This window comes from Thermosynechococcus sp. NK55a, from assembly GCF_000505665.1.
Classification (GTDB): Bacteria; Cyanobacteriota; Cyanobacteriia; order Thermosynechococcales; family Thermosynechococcaceae; genus Thermosynechococcus.
In genome coordinates this window covers 2,268,594-2,285,776 of record NC_023033.1, presented here as the reverse complement: position 1 = coordinate 2,285,776, position 17,183 = coordinate 2,268,594, and the positions used below count along the sequence as shown (strand labels likewise).

Sequence of the window (17,183 nt, the reverse complement as noted above, 5' to 3'; positions counted from 1 at the left end):
TCTGCCATTCACTGACGCTCAAAAAAATCCCCCATTGCTGGGGGATCGTCATCATTTGTTCAACAACCTTGACTGTTCGGCCTCAAAGGGGCGGATTAGGCAAGGCTCACTTTGACGACGCGGTTTTTCTCTTCTTCCGCTTTCGGCAGGGTCAGGCGCAGGATACCATCTTTGTATTCGGCTTTGACATCGGTGTTTTGAATCCGAACTGGCAGAGGAATGACCCGTTGGAATTTGCCATAGCGGAATTCTGTACGTTTCATGCCCTCTGTTTCAGTTTTGGTTTCAGATTTGCGTTCGCCACTAATGGAAACCGCTTCAGCTGTAACTTGAACGTCAATGTCTTTGGGATCCATCCCCGGAAGCTCTACTTTCAAGAAAAGGGCTTCAGGGGTTTCTTCCAGTTCTGCGGCGGGCAGAAAACTAAGATCACTGCGCCGCTCCGTCAAGGGAATCAATTCATCGAATAGACGGTTCATTTGGCGTTGAATTGCATCAATTTCGCGGAACGGTTCCCAACGAACGAGTGCCATACGCTTATCCTCCTGTACTCCTTAAGGTTTTAGATTGCCCACGGGATGGTTGACAGAGAGAACAGCACCAACAACCAAATTTGCTTGTACTGCTTTTGCTGGTGACTTGGGCTGATTCCCTCTGGCTACCTTCACTATAGAGCATGGAAGTCTTGATACAAGTGGGGTTTAACGATCTCTCCCAGTTCCTATTTCCGAACCCGGGGTGCTGAAAATTACTCTGGAGAGGAAATTAAGAAAACATTAAAATTTGTTAGAAAGAAGGTTATCAACTGAGAGTCCTTGCAGGACGGCTTGGGCGTTGGCGATCGCCAGCGTCCCCCGCAGAAAACCTATATTTGCCCCCGGACACAGATAACTTAAGCACTTCTGCCGACAGAAGGCTTTTAATGCTTCAACGCTGCGCAGTTGACGGGGCCAGTGGAAGGTGGTAGCCGTTTTAATCGGTGCGAGTTCTCCCGTAGGGGTAGGGAGTAGGTGACGACCTGTAAAGAGAACGCCCCCTTGGCAAGACCAATAGACACAGGCACTGCCGGGGGAGTGACCAGGTGTCCAGAGAATTTCGAGGGTTTCACCGATAGCTAGATGGTGGTTAAACGGGGTTACCGTCACTTGGGGCAGCAGATACGCCTCCTGCTCATGGATGATCACTTCGCAGTTGAAGGTGTGCTGAATTTCCCTGACGCGGGCGATCGCCCCGCGATGGGTAAGGATAAGGCGCTGAACGCCCCCCTGGGCCCTGAGCCAATCCTGAGTTGTGTCTGTCCAAAAGGGCGCATCAATAAGGGTATTGCCATCATTTTCTACAATGAGATAAGCAGTACCTCCCAGTGTCTCGCGGTTGGGTGGAAACCCATAGACCCTCGGTAATACAAGGCGGGGCAGTTTCTGTTGTTGAGCCACAGGTATCCAAATCATGACATGGATTTCCCTTATTGTATTGGGTTTAATCTTGGTCTTTATTGTCCGCCAGAGTGCTGCCCGTGTCAGTCAAACCCCTTGGTGGCTCCTGTGGCTAGTGCTGATGTTGCCGGCCTTTTTTATTGCAGGTTGGCTGCTGCTGTTGGGGAATACACCTGTACCTTCGGGATGGCTGATCCTGATCTTTGTCACCAGTTCGGTGCTCTACCTTGTGCTCTTGCGCCGAGGCCAGTCCTTCTTACCGGCTGCGCCACCCACACCCCCGCCACCACCACTGACGGACAATGGCAAGCTCCTCAATCAGGAGGAAGAAACGCAATTGCAGAGCTGTTTCCCTTGGGGAATGTACTATCTGCAGCAAATTGAGTATCGTCCACAGGCGGTGATCTGCCGTGGGCAAATGCGCGGTGATGCCAACCAAGTCTATGAAACAGTGGAGCGCAATATTGCCCAACGCTTTGGCGATCGCTTTCTGGTCATGTTTCAAATGGGTTTGAGTAATAAGCCTTTTTTTGCCCTGATTCCCCGCGATCGCCTGCCCCAGCCCCAACAGCTTTTTCGTCCTGGTCTCAGCCTTGGCCTTCTGGCCTTAACCTTTCTCACCACCACCGTTGCTGGCTTGGCACTTGTGGCGCCTGATCTGACAGCGGCGGAACTGCGGCTCAATCCCAGTTTGCTCTGGCAGGGGTTGCCCTACAGCGTGAGTCTGCTGTTGATTTTGGGCATCCATGAACTGGGACACTTTGCCACTGCATGGTATTACGGCGTGAAGGCAACGCTGCCCTACTTTATTCCTCTGCCCTTTGCCATGGGCACACTGGGGGCCTTTATCCAGATGAGATCGCCTGTTCCCCATCGCCGTGCCCTCTTCGACATTAGTATTGCGGGTCCTATTGCTGGGTTGATCGTGACGCTACCAATTCTAGTTTGGGGGTTACAGCAGTCCGAGGTGGTGCAACTGCCTGCCAATGCTTCGGAGCAGTCCCTCAATCCCCAAGTGTTGAGTCCACGTATTTCGATTCTCTTGGCCCTGATTGCTAAAGCCATTTTTGGCGCCACCCTCAAGAGTAACAGTGCGCTACACCTGCATCCGATGGCAGTGGCGGGGGTGCTGGGTTTGGTAGTGACGGCTTTGAACCTGATGCCTGTGGGTCAATTGGATGGAGGTCACATTGTTCATGCAATCTACGGCCATCGAACGGGGGCAGTCATTGGCCAAGTTAGCCGTTTACTGGTGCTGATTCTCTCGTTTATTCAACCGTGGCTCTTTGTTTGGGCACTGATCCTGTTCTTTATGCCCGCTTTTGATGAACCTGCCCTCAATGATGTCAGTGAATTGGACAACTGGCGCGATGCCCTTGGCCTGATGGCACTGGTGTTGCTATTGCTCATTATTTTCCCGGTGCCAGCGCCCCTTGCAGCGCTGCTACTGCCGACACACCCAATGCCATAGGGGATGACGTTGCCCCTGCTGACGAATGCGCAAGACTTGTTTTTCTAGACGTTGCTGCCACCGCGGGGATCTGCCCCAGAAAATGTTGCGGGTCTGCCAGTACAGAACGCTCAGGGTCGTGCCAATACACAGGGCCAAACCGATCGCCGGCAGCCGATTGAAAAGAATGCCATAGCGCAGCGCTGCCCACGTAAAATGCTCACGCATGAGGCTCATTTCATAACGGAAGCCCCAAAGACTCCATGTGCCGACAGTCAGCCAAAGAAAGAGCACCACACTCCAGCGCATGACAACGGTCAAGCGATGCAGGCGATCCACCTGCTGCCGAAATTCTGATTCAAGGCCTTGGGGCATTCGCGATCGCTCCCTGGGGGGCATCTATCCTCCTTATCGTATTTTCTGGCTATTTTTTCATTTTCACCTGGGGATTGAGGTGGGTCGGGGGGGTGGCTACAGGATGTCTCTCTATGATGCTTTGTGGCACACTGTGGGGAAAGACTGCCAAGCCATGAGGAACCTCTAATGCCACGTGTGAGCTTACTGCGAGCAACCTCCTATGACCTTGACCATCTCAGTGCCTCCCTTGAGGAACTCCTAGCGCCCTTGGGGGGAATGGCGGCAATTGTTCAACCGGGCGATCGCGTGCTCCTCAAGCCCAACTTACTCACGGGGGCACGGCCAAAGCAGGAATGTGTTACCCGTCCTGAACTGGTCTATTGCGTCGCCAAAATGGTGCAAGCCGCCGGTGGCAGACCTTTTCTAGGGGATGGACCCGCCTTTGGCTCCGCATTGGGGGTCGCCCGCAGCAATGGCTACCTGCCCTATATTCAAGAATTAAATTTGCCCGTCATTGAATTCCATGGCGATCGCTACGCCACCGACAATCCCGAATTTGCTCACCTGCGCCTAAGCAAAGAAGCGATGGCCGCCGATGTCGTCATTAACCTGCCCAAGGTCAAATCCCACGTGCAACTGACCCTCACCCTCGGGGTGAAGAATCTCTTTGGCTGTGTCCCGGGCAAAATGAAGGCATGGTGGCACATGGAAGCGGGTAAGGATGCCGATCGCTTTGGCCGTATGCTCGTGGAAACGGCGCGGGCGATCGCCCCCGACCTCACAATTATGGATGGCATTATTGGCCATGAAGGCAATGGCCCCAGTGGTGGAACGCCACGACCACTGCATGTTTTGGGTGCCAGTCGCGACGTTTTTGCCCTCGATCGCGCCTTTGTGGCTATCCTGAATGTTGACCCTGAGCGCATTCCCACCCAACGCGCTGCCACCGCCCTCGGCTACAACTACGAACTTAGTGAGATTGAGTTTCCCTTGGCACAGCCCCACGAATTAACAATTCGCGATTGGCAACTGCCGCAGCAAATGATGCCCATTGACTTTGGCGCCCCCCGCGTTCTCAAATCCACATTCAAACATCTCTATATTCGCTGGATCAAAGAACCCCTAACTGCCTATAGCCAAAAGGCCTAAGTTCTCAGGGGGGACGCCCTTTGATAAGCTAAGGGAATGCAGTTGGGGAGAAGCGTCCTTGAGCTTTGACTACGATCTCATCATTATTGGTGCTGGTGTCGGGGGGCATGGGGCTGCTCTCCATGCCGTCAGTGTTGGACTAAAAACAGCAATAGTGGAAGCAGCAGACATGGGGGGCACCTGCGTCAATCGCGGTTGCATTCCCTCAAAGGCACTCCTGGCGGCAGCCGGACGGGTACGGGAACTACGCCAAGCCAGCCACTGGCAAGCCTTGGGGATTCAACTGGGGCAGGTAAATGTGGATCGCGCCGGCGTCGCTGCCCATGCCGCCAACTTAGTTCAAAAGATCCGCAGTGATCTCACCAATAGTCTCAAGCGTCTCGGTGTGGATACGCTCATTGGCCGAGGGAAAGTAGCCGGTTCCCAAAAAGTGAGCATCACCACGCCCACAGGGGAAAAAATCGTAACCGCCAAGGACATTATCATTGCTACGGGATCAGTGCCTTGGGTGCCCCCCGGTGTGGAGGTAGATGGTAAGACGGTTTATACCAGTGACGATGCCATTAAGCTGGATTGGTTGCCGCAGTGGGTGGCCATTATTGGCAGCGGCTACATTGGTCTAGAATTTGCCGATATTTACACGGCCCTCGGCAGCGAAGTGACAATGATTGAGGCCCTAGATCAACTGATGCCCACCTTTGATCCAGATATTGCCAAACAGGCACAGCGGATTTTGATTGCGGCGCGCGATATTGAAACCTACAGCGGCACCCTAGCCAAGCGTGTCATCCCCGGTAGCCCGGTGGTTATTGAACTCGCAGATGCGAAAACACAAGAAGTCGTGGATGTCCTCGAAGTGGATGCCTGCCTTGTGGCCACCGGTCGCATTCCCGCTACCCAAGACATTGGCCTAGAGAGTGTGGGTGTGACCACCGATAAGCGTGGCTTTATCCCCGTCAATGAGTATTTGGCAGTAACGAAAAAAGGGAAACCCGTCCCCCATTTGTGGGCGATCGGTGATGCCACGGGGAAAATGATGCTGGCCCACGCCGCTTCGGCACAGGGGATTGCCGTTGTTGAAACAATTGTCGGACGGCCTCGCCAAGTGGACTATCGCAGTATTCCTGCGGCGGCCTTTACCCACCCAGAAATGAGCTTTGTCGGCTTGACGGAACCCCAAGCCCGTGAGCTAGGGGAAAAAGAAGGCTTTGAGGTGCAGGTGGCACGCACCTACTTCAAGGGCAACTCCAAGGCCCTGGCGGAAACCGAAACCGATGGCCTAGCCAAGGTGATCTTCCGCGCTGATACTGGCGAGCTACTGGGGGCGCATATCTTTGGTCTCCATGCCTCGGATTTAATTCAAGAGGCGGCTAATGCCATTCGCGATCGCCAGACGGTGAGCCACTTGGCCTTCAATGTCCACACTCATCCCACCCTCTCGGAGGTACTTGACGAAGCCTTCAAGCGTGCCCACGAGATGGTGACCCACCGCTGAACTTGCTACGATAAAGTTTGGAGTCTTTTAGGAGTGGGTGATGACACAGGCCACACAACCCGCTAGGGGAATCATGATGACCGAAGCTGCCCTCAAGCATGTGCTTGAGCTCCGCGATAAACACGGTAAAGACCTGTGTTTGCGGGTGGGCGTCAAGGGGGGTGGCTGCTCAGGGATGTCCTACACGATGGACTTTGAAGACCCCGCCAATATTCGTGCCGATGATGAAGTCTTTGACTATGATGGCTTCAAGGTGGTCTCCGATCCCAAGAGTATGCTCTACATCTATGGCTTGGTGTTGGACTACAGCAACGCCCTTATTGGTGGTGGCTTTAAGTTTATGAATCCCAATGCCACCCAAACCTGTGGCTGTGGTACCTCATTTTCTGCCTAAGGAGTCCTGCCCTTGACCCCATCTCAGTTTGTGAGCGACGTTGAACGTCAATTTGAGGCAGCGATCGCCCGCTACAAAGAAGGAGCACCTGCCTCAGAGTTAATTCCCAGTTTCAAAGAGATTTGCCAGCGTGCTCAAAAAAGTAGCGCCGCTTGGACGTGCTTGGCGTGGCTCTACCTTCTGGATGACAAGCCCCAATCTGCCCTAAAGGCTGCCCAAAAAGCGGTCAAGCTCAACCCCGAAGACCCGCAAGCGCGCATTAACCTGGCGGTGGCAATGCTAGAAACCGGACAAAAGGGCGTTCGTCCCCACATTGAATTGGCGCAAACCGTTGTTGCCGCTGTGGCTGAGCTGCGCCAAGAGGTCATCGATAACTTTGCCGACGGCCTGAAGCGCAAACCCGATTGGGAGAGCCTTGCCCGTGTCAAACAATGGGTACTGGGGGGGTAATCATGGTACGGCTGCGGGATATGATCAATTGGCTGTTGGTCGCCGATACCTTCTTTGTGCTGGCCAGTTTTGGCTGGTTTGTGATTGCCCTGGCTGGTCGGTCCTTTGAGCTTCCCTTGGGGTTTGATCTCTGGCTGCGTCTATGGCAACCCCTCTTTATGCCCGCCATTGGTCTACTGATGGCGGCGGCACTGATTAGCGGTGTCCGCAGCTATGTGCAAAACCGCTGGCTGCTGCGCTCTGTCGGCAGTGACTTGCGATCGCGGGATTGATCCTTAAACCTGTTCTGCTTCCACATCTACTGTTGTGGTGATGTTGGGCGATCGCCGGCTTTTAATGCGCTCCACCAACAATTGCGTTAGCTCACTGGCAAGGATGACCAGAACCGTGACATCATCCAGCTGGCCAACGATCGGCACTAAATCTGGGGAAATATCCAGAGGACTCAGCAAATAGATCAAGCTCGCGGCAATGATGAACCAGCGATACTTAGGATGCCGCAACAGCTTCCGATACCAGTTGTAGAAGCCGCTCATGGAGTATCAACCTTGAATCCTGCCCCTATTCTGGCATAGGGACGCAATTGCCCTAGGTCGGGAAAACCGTCCTTAGTTAATCAAAGTTAATCAAAGTAAAAGAGCGTGACCACCTTGTGCTGCTCTTCCGCTAGTTCACAGGTTTGCAGTAGTGTGTGGCTATCGTGGAAAGCAAAGCAAATCAGTTGCTGACAGCGGGAAATAATCTCCTGATTGCAGAGGGAGCTGGCTTCTGCAAGGGGGAGGTGATCATTTTCAGGTTTCTCCACCAAGTGCATCACCTTATCCAGCTGTTGGCGGGATTCCCGAGGCTGGCGTTCTAGACTTTGGGGCAAGATCACCGTCAACAAATTGGGGTCTGCCCGCATTGCCCCCCGAATCGCCGCCGCATTGGTTCCAACCGCACCTGAGGTCATCAGGCGATTCCCAGCCAGCACAAGGGCATAGCTCATCATTTCAATAAGGTGCTGATGGGTAATGGGGACATGACGCGAGCCAAGGAGCGCAATCCGTTTAGGGCCAGAGTCTTGGATTGTCGCTAATTCCTGCAAGAACTCATCAATTTGGGGGGAATCAATGCCCGGAAGATTTGTCGCCTGCGTCAAGAGCGTCTCTCATGTGCTACGGAACGACGCTATTTTAGCATCTTGATCGCCATTTCTAGTAGGGGGCAATTAGTTTACCAACTGCCCTCGGCACCACCGCCAGAGGAGCGCCCGCCTTCATCACTACTACTCGAGGAACTGTCACTCCCTCATAGCTGGAGTAAGTGTCATCGCTGGTGTAAGTGTGGTAGCGATCATCGTCGTCATTGTGATAGGAGGAGCGAGAGCGATCGCCTGATTGCACAGAGTTGAACGCGAAAATTTTGAAAAAAAGCCTTAAGCTTAAGATCGGATAAAGAAAGCAGAAAGTTCCAATAAACAGCAGCAGAAGGGGAACAGAAAAAGACTTAAGAAAACTGGACAGGTCAATTGCCGGAACACCGCTAGCGGCATTTGTTAGCCCGTCGGTCTGCAATGTATTGAGTAAGGCGCCCACACCGTTGATGATCCCCTGCGCCAATTGGCCACGACGAAAATCCGGCAGCATGTAGTTGTCAATCACTGCTTGCATACGGGAATTCCAATCCCTGCCGTAGGCACTGCCCAATTGAATGCGCACTTTGCGATCGCCCGGAGCCACTAAGAGCATCACACCATCGTTGCGCCAACGGCTACCCACCCCTCGATGATTAAACAACTCCATCGCAAACGCCTCGAAACTGGCGTGTTGGTTGCTGTGCTCCCGATAGGAATTAATAGTGACTAGAAGTACCTGTTGATTGGTGCGCTGATGAAAGGTCTGAAGTTGCGAACGCACCTGCTCTCGCTGGGAGTCATCTAAAACCTGCGCCAGATCGTTAACATAGGTATCCGGCAAGGCCGGGAAATTCACGTAGGCCTGGACAGGGGATGGAGCAAAGCTGACAATCAGACCGCTGACCAGAGAAAGCAGCAAAAAAAGAAGGGGCTTTTGCCGACGCAGAGTTATCATCTTTTTGAGAGGAATACTTCTTAGATGAGAGTTTAGCAGTGGAGCTTTTCTCGTCAAAAATTTTAAAAAAACTCACAAAATGCCCCCCTTGATGAGTAATTTATAATTAACTTTAGTTTAAAAAAGATTAATTGTTTTTGATAGATTTCTGAGGCAGGCACTTGCCTCAAAGCATTAGAGAAATTGACAGGGCTTACGAATGGCCTGTGCCAATAGCTGCCGATACTTGCTAGCGCTGACAACATATGCCCCAAAGCGCTCAAGATGAGGATTTTGCAGTTGAGCATCAAACAGTAAAAAGCCCCGCTGCCGCAGATGTTCCACCAGTTTTACCATCGCCACTTTTGAGCCGTCGGGGATGCGATAGAACATGGACTCGCCAATAAATGCACCGCCAATAACAATACCGAGAATACCCCCTGCGAGTTCATTCCCCTGCCACGTTTCAAAACTCACCGCCCAACCCGTGGCGTAAAGCAGATGGTACACTTCCTTGAGACGGGGCGTCATCCATGTTATCGGGCGATCGGCGCACCCCTCAACCACAGCACGAAAATCTCGGTTAATCGCCACTTGAAAGCGATTTTGATTGAGCACCCGTCGCAGTGAGGTGGGATAGCGAAACCGCTCATCCAAGGGAATTAGGGCTCGTTGGCGGCTGGTGTACCACCCCAGGTGATTGTTCCTCCCCATGAGAAAGTAGCCCCTGGCATAGCCATCATCAATAAAGGTATTGCGTACCCAGTCCGCCTTAGAAATCTCCATACTGATAATCTAAACAATAGACACTTCGCATTAGCTCTAGTGTTGCCTATGCTACTCTTATCCTCGGCTGTCATGACCACGATTAGCCGCTACTGGCGCTGGTCTGTAGCACTGCTATTGGCCATCCTGTGGATTTTGCTCACCCCCACAGGAGCGATCGCCGAAGATTATACGAAAGAAGCCCTGATCAATATGGACTTTTCCGGACGGGATCTGCGGGGGTCGGAATTCACCAAAGCGAATCTCTTCCACAGCAACCTCAGCCACACCAATCTCCAGGGGGTGAGCTTCTTTGGTGCCAACATGGAAACAGCTAACCTCGAAGGTGCTGATCTGCGCTACGCTACATTGGACACGGCGCGGCTGACTAAGGCCAACCTCACCAATGCCATTCTTGAGGGCGCCTTTGCCTTTAATACCAACTTTGACGATGCCATTATCACCGGTGCTGACTTTACCGATGTAGAACTGCGGGAAGACGCCCAACGCAAACTCTGCAAGGTTGCCAGTGGCACCAATCCCGTAACGGGGCGCAAAACATGGGAAACGCTCCACTGTGAAGACTTTGCCCCTTAATCCGTCTTCGTTTGCTCAAGGGAGAATGATCCCCAAGGGCGATCGCCTCTGTCGGGAATTCTGATAAAGTATTACAAAAGTTAAGATTTATGACTAGAGTTTTTCATGAACGTTTTTATTGTTGGCGGTACGGGTACCCTAGGGCGGCAAATTGTGCGCCGTGCCCTCGATGAAGGACATCATGTGTATTGTTTTGTCCGCAGTCCAGCCAAAGCCACGTTTCTGCGGGAGTGGGGCGCCACGATTCTTCAGGGAAACCTCTGTGCCGCCGACAGTATTCTTGAAGCACTGAAGTACGCCAAACCCTCAGTAGTCATTGATGCCTCTGCCACTCGTCCCACCGATACGCTGACCATTGCAGCAGTGGACTGGCAAGGCAAAGTCAACTTGATTCAGGCTGCCCAAGCCGCTGATATTGAACACCTGATCTTTTTCTCAATTATGAGGGCGCAGGATTATCCCCAGGTGCCGCTGATGCAAATCAAACACTGTACCGAAGACTTCTTGCGCGAATCGGGGCTAAACTACACGATTCTGCGTCCCTGCGGTTTCTTTCAGGGCTTAATTGGCCAATATGCGATCCCGATTCTGGAAAATCAATCCATTTGGGTTTTGGGAGAGTCCACCGCCATTGCCTACATGGATACTCAGGACGTGGCCAAATTTGCAGTGCGCGCCATTGATCGGCCTGCCACCTATGGCAAAACCTTTGACTTGGCGGGCACCCGCGCTTGGACAGCGGATGAAATTATTAAGCTGTGTGAACACCTCTCAGGACAGCAGGCAAAAATTACCCGCTTGCCCATTGGCGTCTTGCGAGCGGCACGGCAGGCCACCCAGTGGTTTCAGTGGACATGGAACATTAGCGATCGCCTAGCCTTTACGGAAGTGATTGCCAGTGGTCAAGTTTTCGATGCCCCGATGGAGGACGTCTATCGCACCTTTGATCTCGATCCCAAGGAAACCCTGACCCTTGAGGACTATTTACAGGACTATTTCACCCGAATTCTGCGTAAACTCAAAGAATTGGATTACGAAAAAGCCAAACAGAAAAAATCTGGACGCAAAAAACGCAGTCCCTTTAAGTCCACCCCCTAGGAGTTGCTGTGAAGGCGGGGATCATCTACAACGAAGGCAAACCCCTCGCAGTCGAGTTGGCTGCCCATGTCCGCCGAATCTTAGAACTTCAGGACTGGGAAGTACACATGGCTACGGGAATTGGTGGCATTCTTGGCTATTCCCGTCCCGATAGTCCCGTCTGCCATACCCCTATTGATCAACTGGTGCCCCCCGGCTTTGATGCTTCCATGGCCTTTGCGGTTGTTCTTGGCGGCGATGGCACTGTGCTTTCTGCCTTTCGGCAGTTGGCTCCCTGCGAGATTCCCCTGCTCACCATCAACACTGGACACTTGGGTTTTCTCACCGAAGGCTACGTGGCCGATCTAGAACCGGCCCTGGATCAAGTGCTACGCGGCGACTACACGATTGAAGATCGCACAATGCTCACGGTTCAAGTCCTGCGGGATCAAACCGTCATTTGGGAAGCCCTCTCCCTCAATGAAATGGTGATCCACAAAGAACCCCTGACGGGAATGTGCCACTTTGAAGTGGATGTGGGTGCCCATGCCCGCGTTGATATTGCTGCCGATGGTCTGATTCTCTCTACCCCCACGGGTTCTACGGCCTATGCCCTCTCGGCAGGGGGTCCCGTGATTACCCCCGGCGTGGCAGCTTTGCAATTAGTGCCCATTTGTCCGCACTCTTTAGCCTCCCGTGCCCTTGTCTTTTCCAACAGCGAACCGGTGTGGATCTATCCAGCGAACCCCTTCAAGCATCTGATTCTTGTGGTGGATGGCAATGCAGGTTGCTACATTCAGCCAGAGGATCAGGTTTTTGTGCAACGTGCCCCCTACCGTGCCCGCTTTATTCGCCTGCGGGCGCCAGAATTCTTCCATGTGCTGCAACAAAAACTGGGCTGGGGACTGCCCCATGTGGCCAAGCCACGCGCCAGGAATAGTACAGATTCATAGGGCAAATGGTCTTGAAGGAACCCCCAGCTGAACGGATTCAACAACTGCGGCGCCTGCTTCAGCGTGCGAGCTACGCCTACTACGCCCTGGATCAGCCGATCATGGAAGATGAGGTCTATGACCAACTCTATCGGGAGCTTCAGGAACTAGAGGCCGCTCATCCCGAGTACATTACCCCCGACAGTCCTACCCAACGGATCGGTGAAGCGCCTGTCAGTCAATTCGAGAGTGTCAGCCATCGCATTCCCCTCTATAGCCTTGAAAATGCCTTTACCTTTGCCGATATGGTGGCGTGGCAGGAACGCTGGCAGCGCTATTGGCGCACCCTACGGCAAGAGGAACCACTCCCCCCAGCCGAATATGTCTGCGAACTCAAAATGGATGGTGTGGCTCTTGCCTTAAGCTATGAAAACGGTTTACTTGTGCGGGGAGCAACGCGGGGCGATGGCCAACGCGGTGAGGATATTACCAGCAATGTGCGCACAATTCGCACCATTCCCCTGCGATTAGCCCTTGAAAATCCACCCCCTGTCGTTGAAGTTCGCGGGGAAGCCTTTTTGCCTTTGGAGCGATTCCATCAACTAAACCAAGAACGCCAAGCCCAGGGGGAGTCCCCCTTTGCCAATCCCCGCAATGCCGCAGCCGGTACCCTGCGTCAACTGGACCCCCGCATTGTTGCCCAACGCCAATTAGACTTCTTTGCCTATGCCCTGCATTTGCCTGAAGGGGGTAGCGTTCCCTTGGGGGAGAACCAAGCAGGGGAACCTCAATCGCAGCGGCAAGTGCTCTATGCGCTGCAACACCTTGGCTTTCGGGTCAATCCCCACAATGCCGACTGCCCTGACCTAGAGGCCGTGAAAGCCTACTATGATTACTGGCAAACCGCACGCCATCAACTGCCCTATCTGACCGATGGCATTGTGGTCAAGCTCAATGACTTAGAGCTGCAACAGGCCCTTGGGTTTACGCAAAAGTTTCCCCGAGGTTCTATTGCTTGGAAGTACGAACCGGAGCAGGCTATTACGGATGTGCTGGGAATTACGGTTCAGGTGGGACGCACAGGGGCCCTTACTCCCGTGGCTGAACTGGTGCCGGTGCAATTAGCAGGTACTACTGTATCACGGGCAACGTTGCACAATGCAGACTACATTACTGAATTGGATTTGCACATTGGCGATAAGGTCGTGATCCACAAAGCAGGGGAAATCATTCCAGAGATTGTGCGGGTGTTTCCTGAATTGCGACCGCCAACGGCTCAACCCTTTACAATGCCCACTGCTTGTCCCGAATGCCACCAGCCAGTTGTGCGTCCTGCCAATGAGGCGGTGAGTCGCTGTGTCAATCCTCGGTGTCCAGCGATCGTGCGGGGCCAGATCCTGCACTGGGCAAGTCGGGATGCCCTGGATATTCAAGGCTTAGGGGAAAAGCTGGTACAGCAATTGGTGACGAAGGAATTGGTGCGCACCCCTGCGGATCTCTATCGTCTGACGGCAGCACAACTGTTGAGCCTCGAGCGCATGGGTCAAAAGTCCGCTGATAAATTGTTGCAGGCGATCGCCGACTCGAAACAACAACCGTGCACGGTGCTCTATGGCTTAGGCATTCGCCATGTGGGGAGTGTCAATGCCCAAATGCTGGCCGCTCGATTCAAGTCTGTTGAGGAACTAGCCACGGCCACCGTCGCTGATCTGTGTGGGGTCTATGGCATTGGTGAGGAAATTGCCCAAGCGATTCAGGAGTGGTTCCAAGACCCTGATCACCAGGCTCTAATTGCTGATCTGAAGGGGTTGGGACTGCAACTGGCTGCAGCACTTCCGCCTGCGCCAACTACCCCGACTACAGAGAAATCCCTCGATGGCAAACGCTTTGTGATTACCGGCACCCTAGCCACCCTCACCCGTGAGCAAGCAAAAGCCCTGATCCAAAAGCACGGCGGCCAAGTGAGTGAGAGTGTAAGTCGGCAAACGGATTATCTGGTGGTGGGCGAAAAAGCAGGGAGTAAATTGCGACGTGCTCAAGAATTGGGCATCCCCTGCATCAATGAAACAGAACTTATAGAAATGTGTCGTTAGACAAAAATCAGTGGGAGTACGGAGTCACGATTCTGAAAAATCTTTTAGCCTAAAAAATGTGGCTGCTTAGTACCTAACGTTACGTTAAAGCACAATAGGGGGCAATTCGCTGATCTATGGTTTCTGTCACGCCGTCTCGACCTGCTGGAAGTGCTAATGCTATGACGACTGGTCAGGGCTATCAGCATCAGTTACACCAAATCCATCCAAGCCGCACCAATCACTATAGCCTGCGGGACTATCTCCAATTTGATAGCCAACGGGGCAGCATTACCGACTGGTATGATCAGCGGATTACCTTAGCAACAGAAGACTTCGTTATTGGTCTAGTGGAAGGTCTCGAAGAGGAAGTTGGCGCTGCCGCTACCCTCGTCATGTACAAAATTGGCGAAGAGTGGGGCAAGCGCGATGCAGTTGTCTTTAAGCAACACTTTGAGCAGGAGTACCAGCGGGAGCTACGGAAGGCCACTTTAACATTTATTCTAGAGGCTTGGTGGTGGCCCTTTACAACCCTAGGTTGGGGGAACTGGGAAGTGGATCTCACGGAGCAAAAGAATGGTTTTATGTTCATCAATATCTTTGACTCCGTGGTAGCACGCACCCTGGGGGATGTGGGCAAACCGGTCTGCTATATCTATGCTGGTCTATTTGCGGGCTTCTTTTCGGGATTGATTCAAAAGCCCCTGGGTTGCATTGAGCTGCAGTGCTACGCCATGGGGGAAACCTACTGTAAGTTCCTTGTCGGTAAACAGGATCGCATTGATGCTGCTGCCTTCTGGCAAAACGAAGGAGCTACGGCACGGGATATTGAAAAACGCCTGCGCCAAGGGGAGCTGGTGAAACGATAGGCGATAGGAGAGTGCGTTCATTTATTTTCTAGCGAGGGTTGCCCTATGTTCCGTCAGTTGAATCACCTAACCGTTGTGGCCGATGGTCGCTATGCCCGTCCTGAGGAGTTAAATTTTCTGCAGGATTATCTGGCTTCGGTGGAGATTCGCATCAGTGCCTACGAAAAAATCCGTGCTGAGGCGGAAATGATGGCGGATAAAATTCAATCTATGCAAAAGGCAGAAAATCCCCGCTGTTTCCATTTCGTCAATGGCGAGCGCTCGGAAATCTGCCGTCGTGACTTGGTGGATACAATTCGCCTGTGCGCTGCGGCAATGCTCTTTTCCGAGTTGGATTTGCTACGGGATAACTTCCTGCTCTGGTACCGCACCATTGTCAAATCCTTTAACTACGAACAGACCTCCTCTTCCACCTACGGCAAGTACTTGCCAAGTTTGATGAAACAACTACTCACGCCGCAAGAGCAACAGGTCATGGAGCCTGTCCTTGCTCTCAGCAGTTCGATTTTGGCACAATAATCGCAATAACTAGCAATATTAAGTTAAGTTTAGAACTGGGTGCCCAAAGATGCTACGTCAACTGGAAAAGCTCAGCCTTGAGACGGATGGTCGCTATGCCAGTGCCCAGGAGCTGGAGTTTCTGAAAAATTATCTAGCCACAGTAGAGCAGCGCATTAGTGCCTATGAAAAAATCCGGGATGCCGAGGAGAAAATCCTTGATGAAGTAGAGCGGCAACTGCGAGCTAGAAATCCCTACATTTTCCGTAAGGGCAATCAAGACTATTCAGCCGTGTGTCGGCGCGATCGCCGGCATGTACTTCGCCTAGGGGCAACCGCGATGTTATTTGGGGATTTGAATGCCCTGCGGGAGGGTTTTTTGCTGTGGTACCGCACGATTATTAAAGCCTTCAGGGATGAGAAGGCAGCGCAGGTAACGTACCAAGTCCTGCCTCAGGTGGTCAATCAAGCTCTCTCTAGCGAGGAAGCACCTTTAATGCAACCTGTGATGAGCCTCACCCAGTCCATTCTTGGGGAATAGGCTAGCTCAACTGAGCCGTGGGGCAAAAATGCGCTAGCCTAGAAGCACCGATTGCACTGGGGAACTGATTACTCCTGCGATCGCCTTTGGCGTACCATTGGTATTCGCCGCTATAGTATTACTAAGATTCATTGGGATACACAAAGGCATGACCATATCGACGCAGTTGCTGCAACGGGCAGATTTGATCGGTACACAGGTAATTACCCGTGATACTGGTCGGAAGTTAGGCGTCATTAATCAAGTTTGGGTCGATATCGACCAGCGGCAAGTGGTGGCCTTGGGGGTACGCAATACCCTCTTTACCGGGGAGCAACGCTACATTCTTCTCGACAGTATTCGCCAAATTGGCGATGTCATTCTCGTTGAGCACGATGATGATGTCACCGAGGCTCTTAATACCTACAACTACAGCACACTGATTGATAGTGAGATTGTGACGGAAACCGGCGAAGTGCTGGGTAAGGTACGGGGCTTTAAGTTTGATCCAGAAACGGGTGACATTACGGATCTGATTTTGGCTTCCATTGGCTTCCCTTGGATTCCGGCCCAACTGATCAGCACCTACGAGTTGCCCATTGAGGAAATTGTCAGCACTGGACCTGATCGCATTATTGTGTTTGAAGGGGCAGAAACCCGCCTGCGGCAATTGACCGTGGGACTCTTAGAACGGGTTGGCTTGGGGGCACCCCCCTGGGAAAATGACGAGGACGAGTACTATCAACCTGTGACACCGAGCAGTAATCAACTGCCCTCAGGGGCGCGATCGCCCGTCTATCCTCCCCAACGCAGCCGCAGCGATTACGACGAAGTCGAGTGGGAAACCCCTCCGCGGCGACGCCGGCGCCAGCCTGAGTATGTGGAGTACGAGGAGGAGTATGAGTATGAGTACGAAGAGCGGCCGCGCCAAGCTAAACCTCCAGCTCAAGCCATGCCCGTAGAACTGCCCGAGTCAGAACCCACGGCCGATCCCTGGGCAGAACAGCAACCGATTCGCCTTGAGCAGCGGCAAAAGCAAGAGGAATACGATCACGAATAGTCGGGAATAGT

The 17,183-nt window shown here is 52.8% G+C and carries 21 protein-coding genes; 14 read left to right on the top strand and 7 right to left on the bottom strand.

The window, feature by feature from the left end:
- Nucleotides 1–95: 95 nt before the first annotated feature.
- Both NK55_RS11135 and NK55_RS11130 read right to left on the bottom strand, forming a co-directional pair.
- Nucleotides 96–533 (bottom strand): Hsp20/alpha crystallin family protein, encoded by a 438-nt coding sequence (locus tag NK55_RS11135; protein WP_024125803.1) that lies wholly within the window; start codon nucleotides 531–533, stop codon nucleotides 96–98.
- A gap of 243 nt (nucleotides 534–776) precedes the next feature.
- A complete protein-coding gene (locus NK55_RS11130) occupies nucleotides 777–1,451 on the bottom strand; it encodes an MBL fold metallo-hydrolase (protein ID WP_024125802.1) in 675 nt (224 codons plus the stop codon).
- Here NK55_RS11130 and NK55_RS11125 point away from each other — a divergent pair.
- Nucleotides 1,450–2,907 carry a site-2 protease family protein gene (locus tag NK55_RS11125; protein WP_024125801.1) on the top strand — a complete coding sequence of 486 codons (1,458 nt, stop codon included), beginning with the start codon at nucleotides 1,450–1,452 and terminating at the stop codon, nucleotides 2,905–2,907. The genes NK55_RS11130 and NK55_RS11125 overlap by 2 nt on opposite strands.
- Here the strand turns inward: NK55_RS11125 and NK55_RS11120 are convergent.
- Nucleotides 2,881–3,285, bottom strand: a complete 405-nt coding sequence (locus tag NK55_RS11120) for a hypothetical protein (RefSeq protein WP_024125800.1) — start codon at nucleotides 3,283–3,285, stop codon at nucleotides 2,881–2,883. The two genes, NK55_RS11125 and NK55_RS11120, sit on opposite strands and share 27 nt — an antisense overlap.
- Before the next feature lie 144 nt (nucleotides 3,286–3,429).
- Between NK55_RS11120 and NK55_RS11115 the strand changes: the two genes are divergently transcribed.
- Genes NK55_RS11115 through NK55_RS11095 form a run of 5 tightly spaced genes read left to right on the top strand, consistent with a single transcriptional unit; the run spans nucleotide 3,430 to nucleotide 7,003 of the window.
- Nucleotides 3,430–4,392 (top strand): DUF362 domain-containing protein, encoded by a 963-nt coding sequence (locus tag NK55_RS11115; RefSeq protein WP_024125799.1) that lies wholly within the window; start codon nucleotides 3,430–3,432, stop codon nucleotides 4,390–4,392.
- 58 nt (nucleotides 4,393–4,450) lie between these two features.
- Entirely contained in the window at nucleotides 4,451–5,887 is a 1,437-nt protein-coding gene (lpdA, locus tag NK55_RS11110; protein ID WP_024125798.1) for a dihydrolipoyl dehydrogenase, read from the top strand.
- Between the two features lie 40 nt (nucleotides 5,888–5,927).
- Nucleotides 5,928–6,281: an iron-sulfur cluster assembly accessory protein gene (locus NK55_RS11105; RefSeq protein ID WP_041429286.1), complete on the top strand. Its 354-nt coding sequence runs from the start codon at nucleotides 5,928–5,930 to the stop codon at nucleotides 6,279–6,281.
- A gap of 12 nt (nucleotides 6,282–6,293) precedes the next feature.
- Nucleotides 6,294–6,731: a M48 family metallopeptidase gene (locus tag NK55_RS11100; protein ID WP_024125796.1), complete on the top strand. Its 438-nt coding sequence runs from the start codon at nucleotides 6,294–6,296 to the stop codon at nucleotides 6,729–6,731.
- A gap of 2 nt (nucleotides 6,732–6,733) precedes the next feature.
- The gene (locus NK55_RS11095) at nucleotides 6,734–7,003 is read left to right on the top strand and encodes a hypothetical protein (protein ID WP_024125795.1); all 270 of its coding nucleotides are present in this window, start codon (nucleotides 6,734–6,736) and stop codon (nucleotides 7,001–7,003) included.
- Between the two features lie 3 nt (nucleotides 7,004–7,006).
- Here the strand turns inward: NK55_RS11095 and NK55_RS11090 are convergent, their stop codons facing one another.
- The 4 genes from NK55_RS11090 to aat all read right to left on the bottom strand — a co-directional run bounded on the left by NK55_RS11090 (nucleotide 7,007) and on the right by aat (nucleotide 9,568).
- Nucleotides 7,007–7,267, bottom strand: coding sequence for a YkvA family protein (locus NK55_RS11090; protein WP_024125794.1), 261 nt, complete (start codon nucleotides 7,265–7,267; stop codon nucleotides 7,007–7,009).
- Between the two features lie 86 nt (nucleotides 7,268–7,353).
- A complete protein-coding gene (locus NK55_RS11085; RefSeq protein WP_024125793.1) occupies nucleotides 7,354–7,872 on the bottom strand; it encodes a hypothetical protein in 519 nt (172 codons plus the stop codon).
- A gap of 55 nt (nucleotides 7,873–7,927) precedes the next feature.
- Nucleotides 7,928–8,803: a YgcG family protein gene (locus NK55_RS11080; protein ID WP_024125792.1), complete on the bottom strand. Its 876-nt coding sequence runs from the start codon at nucleotides 8,801–8,803 to the stop codon at nucleotides 7,928–7,930.
- Between the two features lie 174 nt (nucleotides 8,804–8,977).
- A complete protein-coding gene (aat, locus tag NK55_RS11075) occupies nucleotides 8,978–9,568 on the bottom strand; it encodes a leucyl/phenylalanyl-tRNA--protein transferase (RefSeq protein WP_024125791.1) in 591 nt (196 codons plus the stop codon).
- Nucleotides 9,569–9,616: 48 nt separating this feature from the next.
- On the opposite strand from aat, the gene NK55_RS11070 reads away from it, so the two are divergent.
- The 8 genes from NK55_RS11070 (at nucleotide 9,617) to NK55_RS11035 (ending at nucleotide 17,172) form a co-directional block, all read left to right on the top strand.
- A complete protein-coding gene (locus NK55_RS11070) occupies nucleotides 9,617–10,144 on the top strand; it encodes a pentapeptide repeat-containing protein (protein WP_051372852.1) in 528 nt (175 codons plus the stop codon).
- A 105-nt stretch (nucleotides 10,145–10,249) separates the two neighbouring features.
- Entirely contained in the window at nucleotides 10,250–11,242 is a 993-nt protein-coding gene (locus NK55_RS11065; RefSeq protein WP_024125789.1) for an NAD(P)H-binding protein, read from the top strand.
- Between the two features lie 8 nt (nucleotides 11,243–11,250).
- Nucleotides 11,251–12,174: an NAD(+) kinase gene (locus NK55_RS11060; protein ID WP_024125788.1), complete on the top strand. Its 924-nt coding sequence runs from the start codon at nucleotides 11,251–11,253 to the stop codon at nucleotides 12,172–12,174.
- Between the two features lie 5 nt (nucleotides 12,175–12,179).
- The gene (gene ligA, locus NK55_RS11055; RefSeq protein WP_024125787.1) at nucleotides 12,180–14,246 is read left to right on the top strand and encodes an NAD-dependent DNA ligase LigA; all 2,067 of its coding nucleotides are present in this window, start codon (nucleotides 12,180–12,182) and stop codon (nucleotides 14,244–14,246) included.
- A 161-nt stretch (nucleotides 14,247–14,407) separates the two neighbouring features.
- Complete coding sequence (locus NK55_RS11050) at nucleotides 14,408–15,094, top strand: V4R domain-containing protein (RefSeq protein WP_024125786.1); 687 nt, start codon at nucleotides 14,408–14,410, stop codon at nucleotides 15,092–15,094.
- A 45-nt stretch (nucleotides 15,095–15,139) separates the two neighbouring features.
- Nucleotides 15,140–15,613 carry an allophycocyanin subunit beta gene (locus NK55_RS11045; RefSeq protein WP_024125785.1) on the top strand — a complete coding sequence of 158 codons (474 nt, stop codon included), beginning with the start codon at nucleotides 15,140–15,142 and terminating at the stop codon, nucleotides 15,611–15,613.
- Nucleotides 15,614–15,662: 49 nt separating this feature from the next.
- The gene (locus tag NK55_RS11040) at nucleotides 15,663–16,133 is read left to right on the top strand and encodes an allophycocyanin subunit alpha (RefSeq protein ID WP_024125784.1); all 471 of its coding nucleotides are present in this window, start codon (nucleotides 15,663–15,665) and stop codon (nucleotides 16,131–16,133) included.
- A 148-nt stretch (nucleotides 16,134–16,281) separates the two neighbouring features.
- Nucleotides 16,282–17,172 carry a PRC-barrel domain-containing protein gene (locus tag NK55_RS11035; protein ID WP_024125783.1) on the top strand — a complete coding sequence of 297 codons (891 nt, stop codon included), beginning with the start codon at nucleotides 16,282–16,284 and terminating at the stop codon, nucleotides 17,170–17,172.
- Nucleotides 17,173–17,183: the final 11 nt, after the last annotated feature.

Bases quoted from the DNA above. Each gene is read 5' to 3' on its own strand.
- NK55_RS11135 (WP_024125803.1), bottom strand. From the start codon at position 533: ATGGCACTCGTTCGTTGGGAACCGTTCCGCGAAATTGATGCAATTCAA.
- NK55_RS11125 (WP_024125801.1), top strand. From the start codon at position 1,450: ATGACATGGATTTCCCTTATTGTATTGGGTTTAATCTTGGTCTTTATT.
- NK55_RS11130 (WP_024125802.1), bottom strand. From the start codon at position 1,451: ATGATTTGGATACCTGTGGCTCAACAACAGAAACTGCCCCGCCTTGTA.
- NK55_RS11120 (WP_024125800.1), bottom strand. From the start codon at position 3,285: ATGCCCCCCAGGGAGCGATCGCGAATGCCCCAAGGCCTTGAATCAGAA.
- NK55_RS11115 (WP_024125799.1), top strand. From the start codon at position 3,430: ATGCCACGTGTGAGCTTACTGCGAGCAACCTCCTATGACCTTGACCAT.
- NK55_RS11105 (WP_041429286.1), top strand. From the start codon at position 5,928: ATGACACAGGCCACACAACCCGCTAGGGGAATCATGATGACCGAAGCT.
- NK55_RS11095 (WP_024125795.1), top strand. From the start codon at position 6,734: ATGGTACGGCTGCGGGATATGATCAATTGGCTGTTGGTCGCCGATACC.
- NK55_RS11090 (WP_024125794.1), bottom strand. From the start codon at position 7,267: ATGAGCGGCTTCTACAACTGGTATCGGAAGCTGTTGCGGCATCCTAAG.
- NK55_RS11080 (WP_024125792.1), bottom strand. From the start codon at position 8,803: ATGATAACTCTGCGTCGGCAAAAGCCCCTTCTTTTTTTGCTGCTTTCT.
- aat (WP_024125791.1), bottom strand. From the start codon at position 9,568: ATGGAGATTTCTAAGGCGGACTGGGTACGCAATACCTTTATTGATGAT.
- NK55_RS11070 (WP_051372852.1), top strand. From the start codon at position 9,617: ATGCTACTCTTATCCTCGGCTGTCATGACCACGATTAGCCGCTACTGG.
- NK55_RS11065 (WP_024125789.1), top strand. From the start codon at position 10,250: ATGAACGTTTTTATTGTTGGCGGTACGGGTACCCTAGGGCGGCAAATT.
- ligA (WP_024125787.1), top strand. From the start codon at position 12,180: ATGGTCTTGAAGGAACCCCCAGCTGAACGGATTCAACAACTGCGGCGC.
- NK55_RS11050 (WP_024125786.1), top strand. From the start codon at position 14,408: ATGACGACTGGTCAGGGCTATCAGCATCAGTTACACCAAATCCATCCA.
- NK55_RS11045 (WP_024125785.1), top strand. From the start codon at position 15,140: ATGTTCCGTCAGTTGAATCACCTAACCGTTGTGGCCGATGGTCGCTAT.
- NK55_RS11040 (WP_024125784.1), top strand. From the start codon at position 15,663: ATGCTACGTCAACTGGAAAAGCTCAGCCTTGAGACGGATGGTCGCTAT.
- NK55_RS11035 (WP_024125783.1), top strand. From the start codon at position 16,282: ATGACCATATCGACGCAGTTGCTGCAACGGGCAGATTTGATCGGTACA.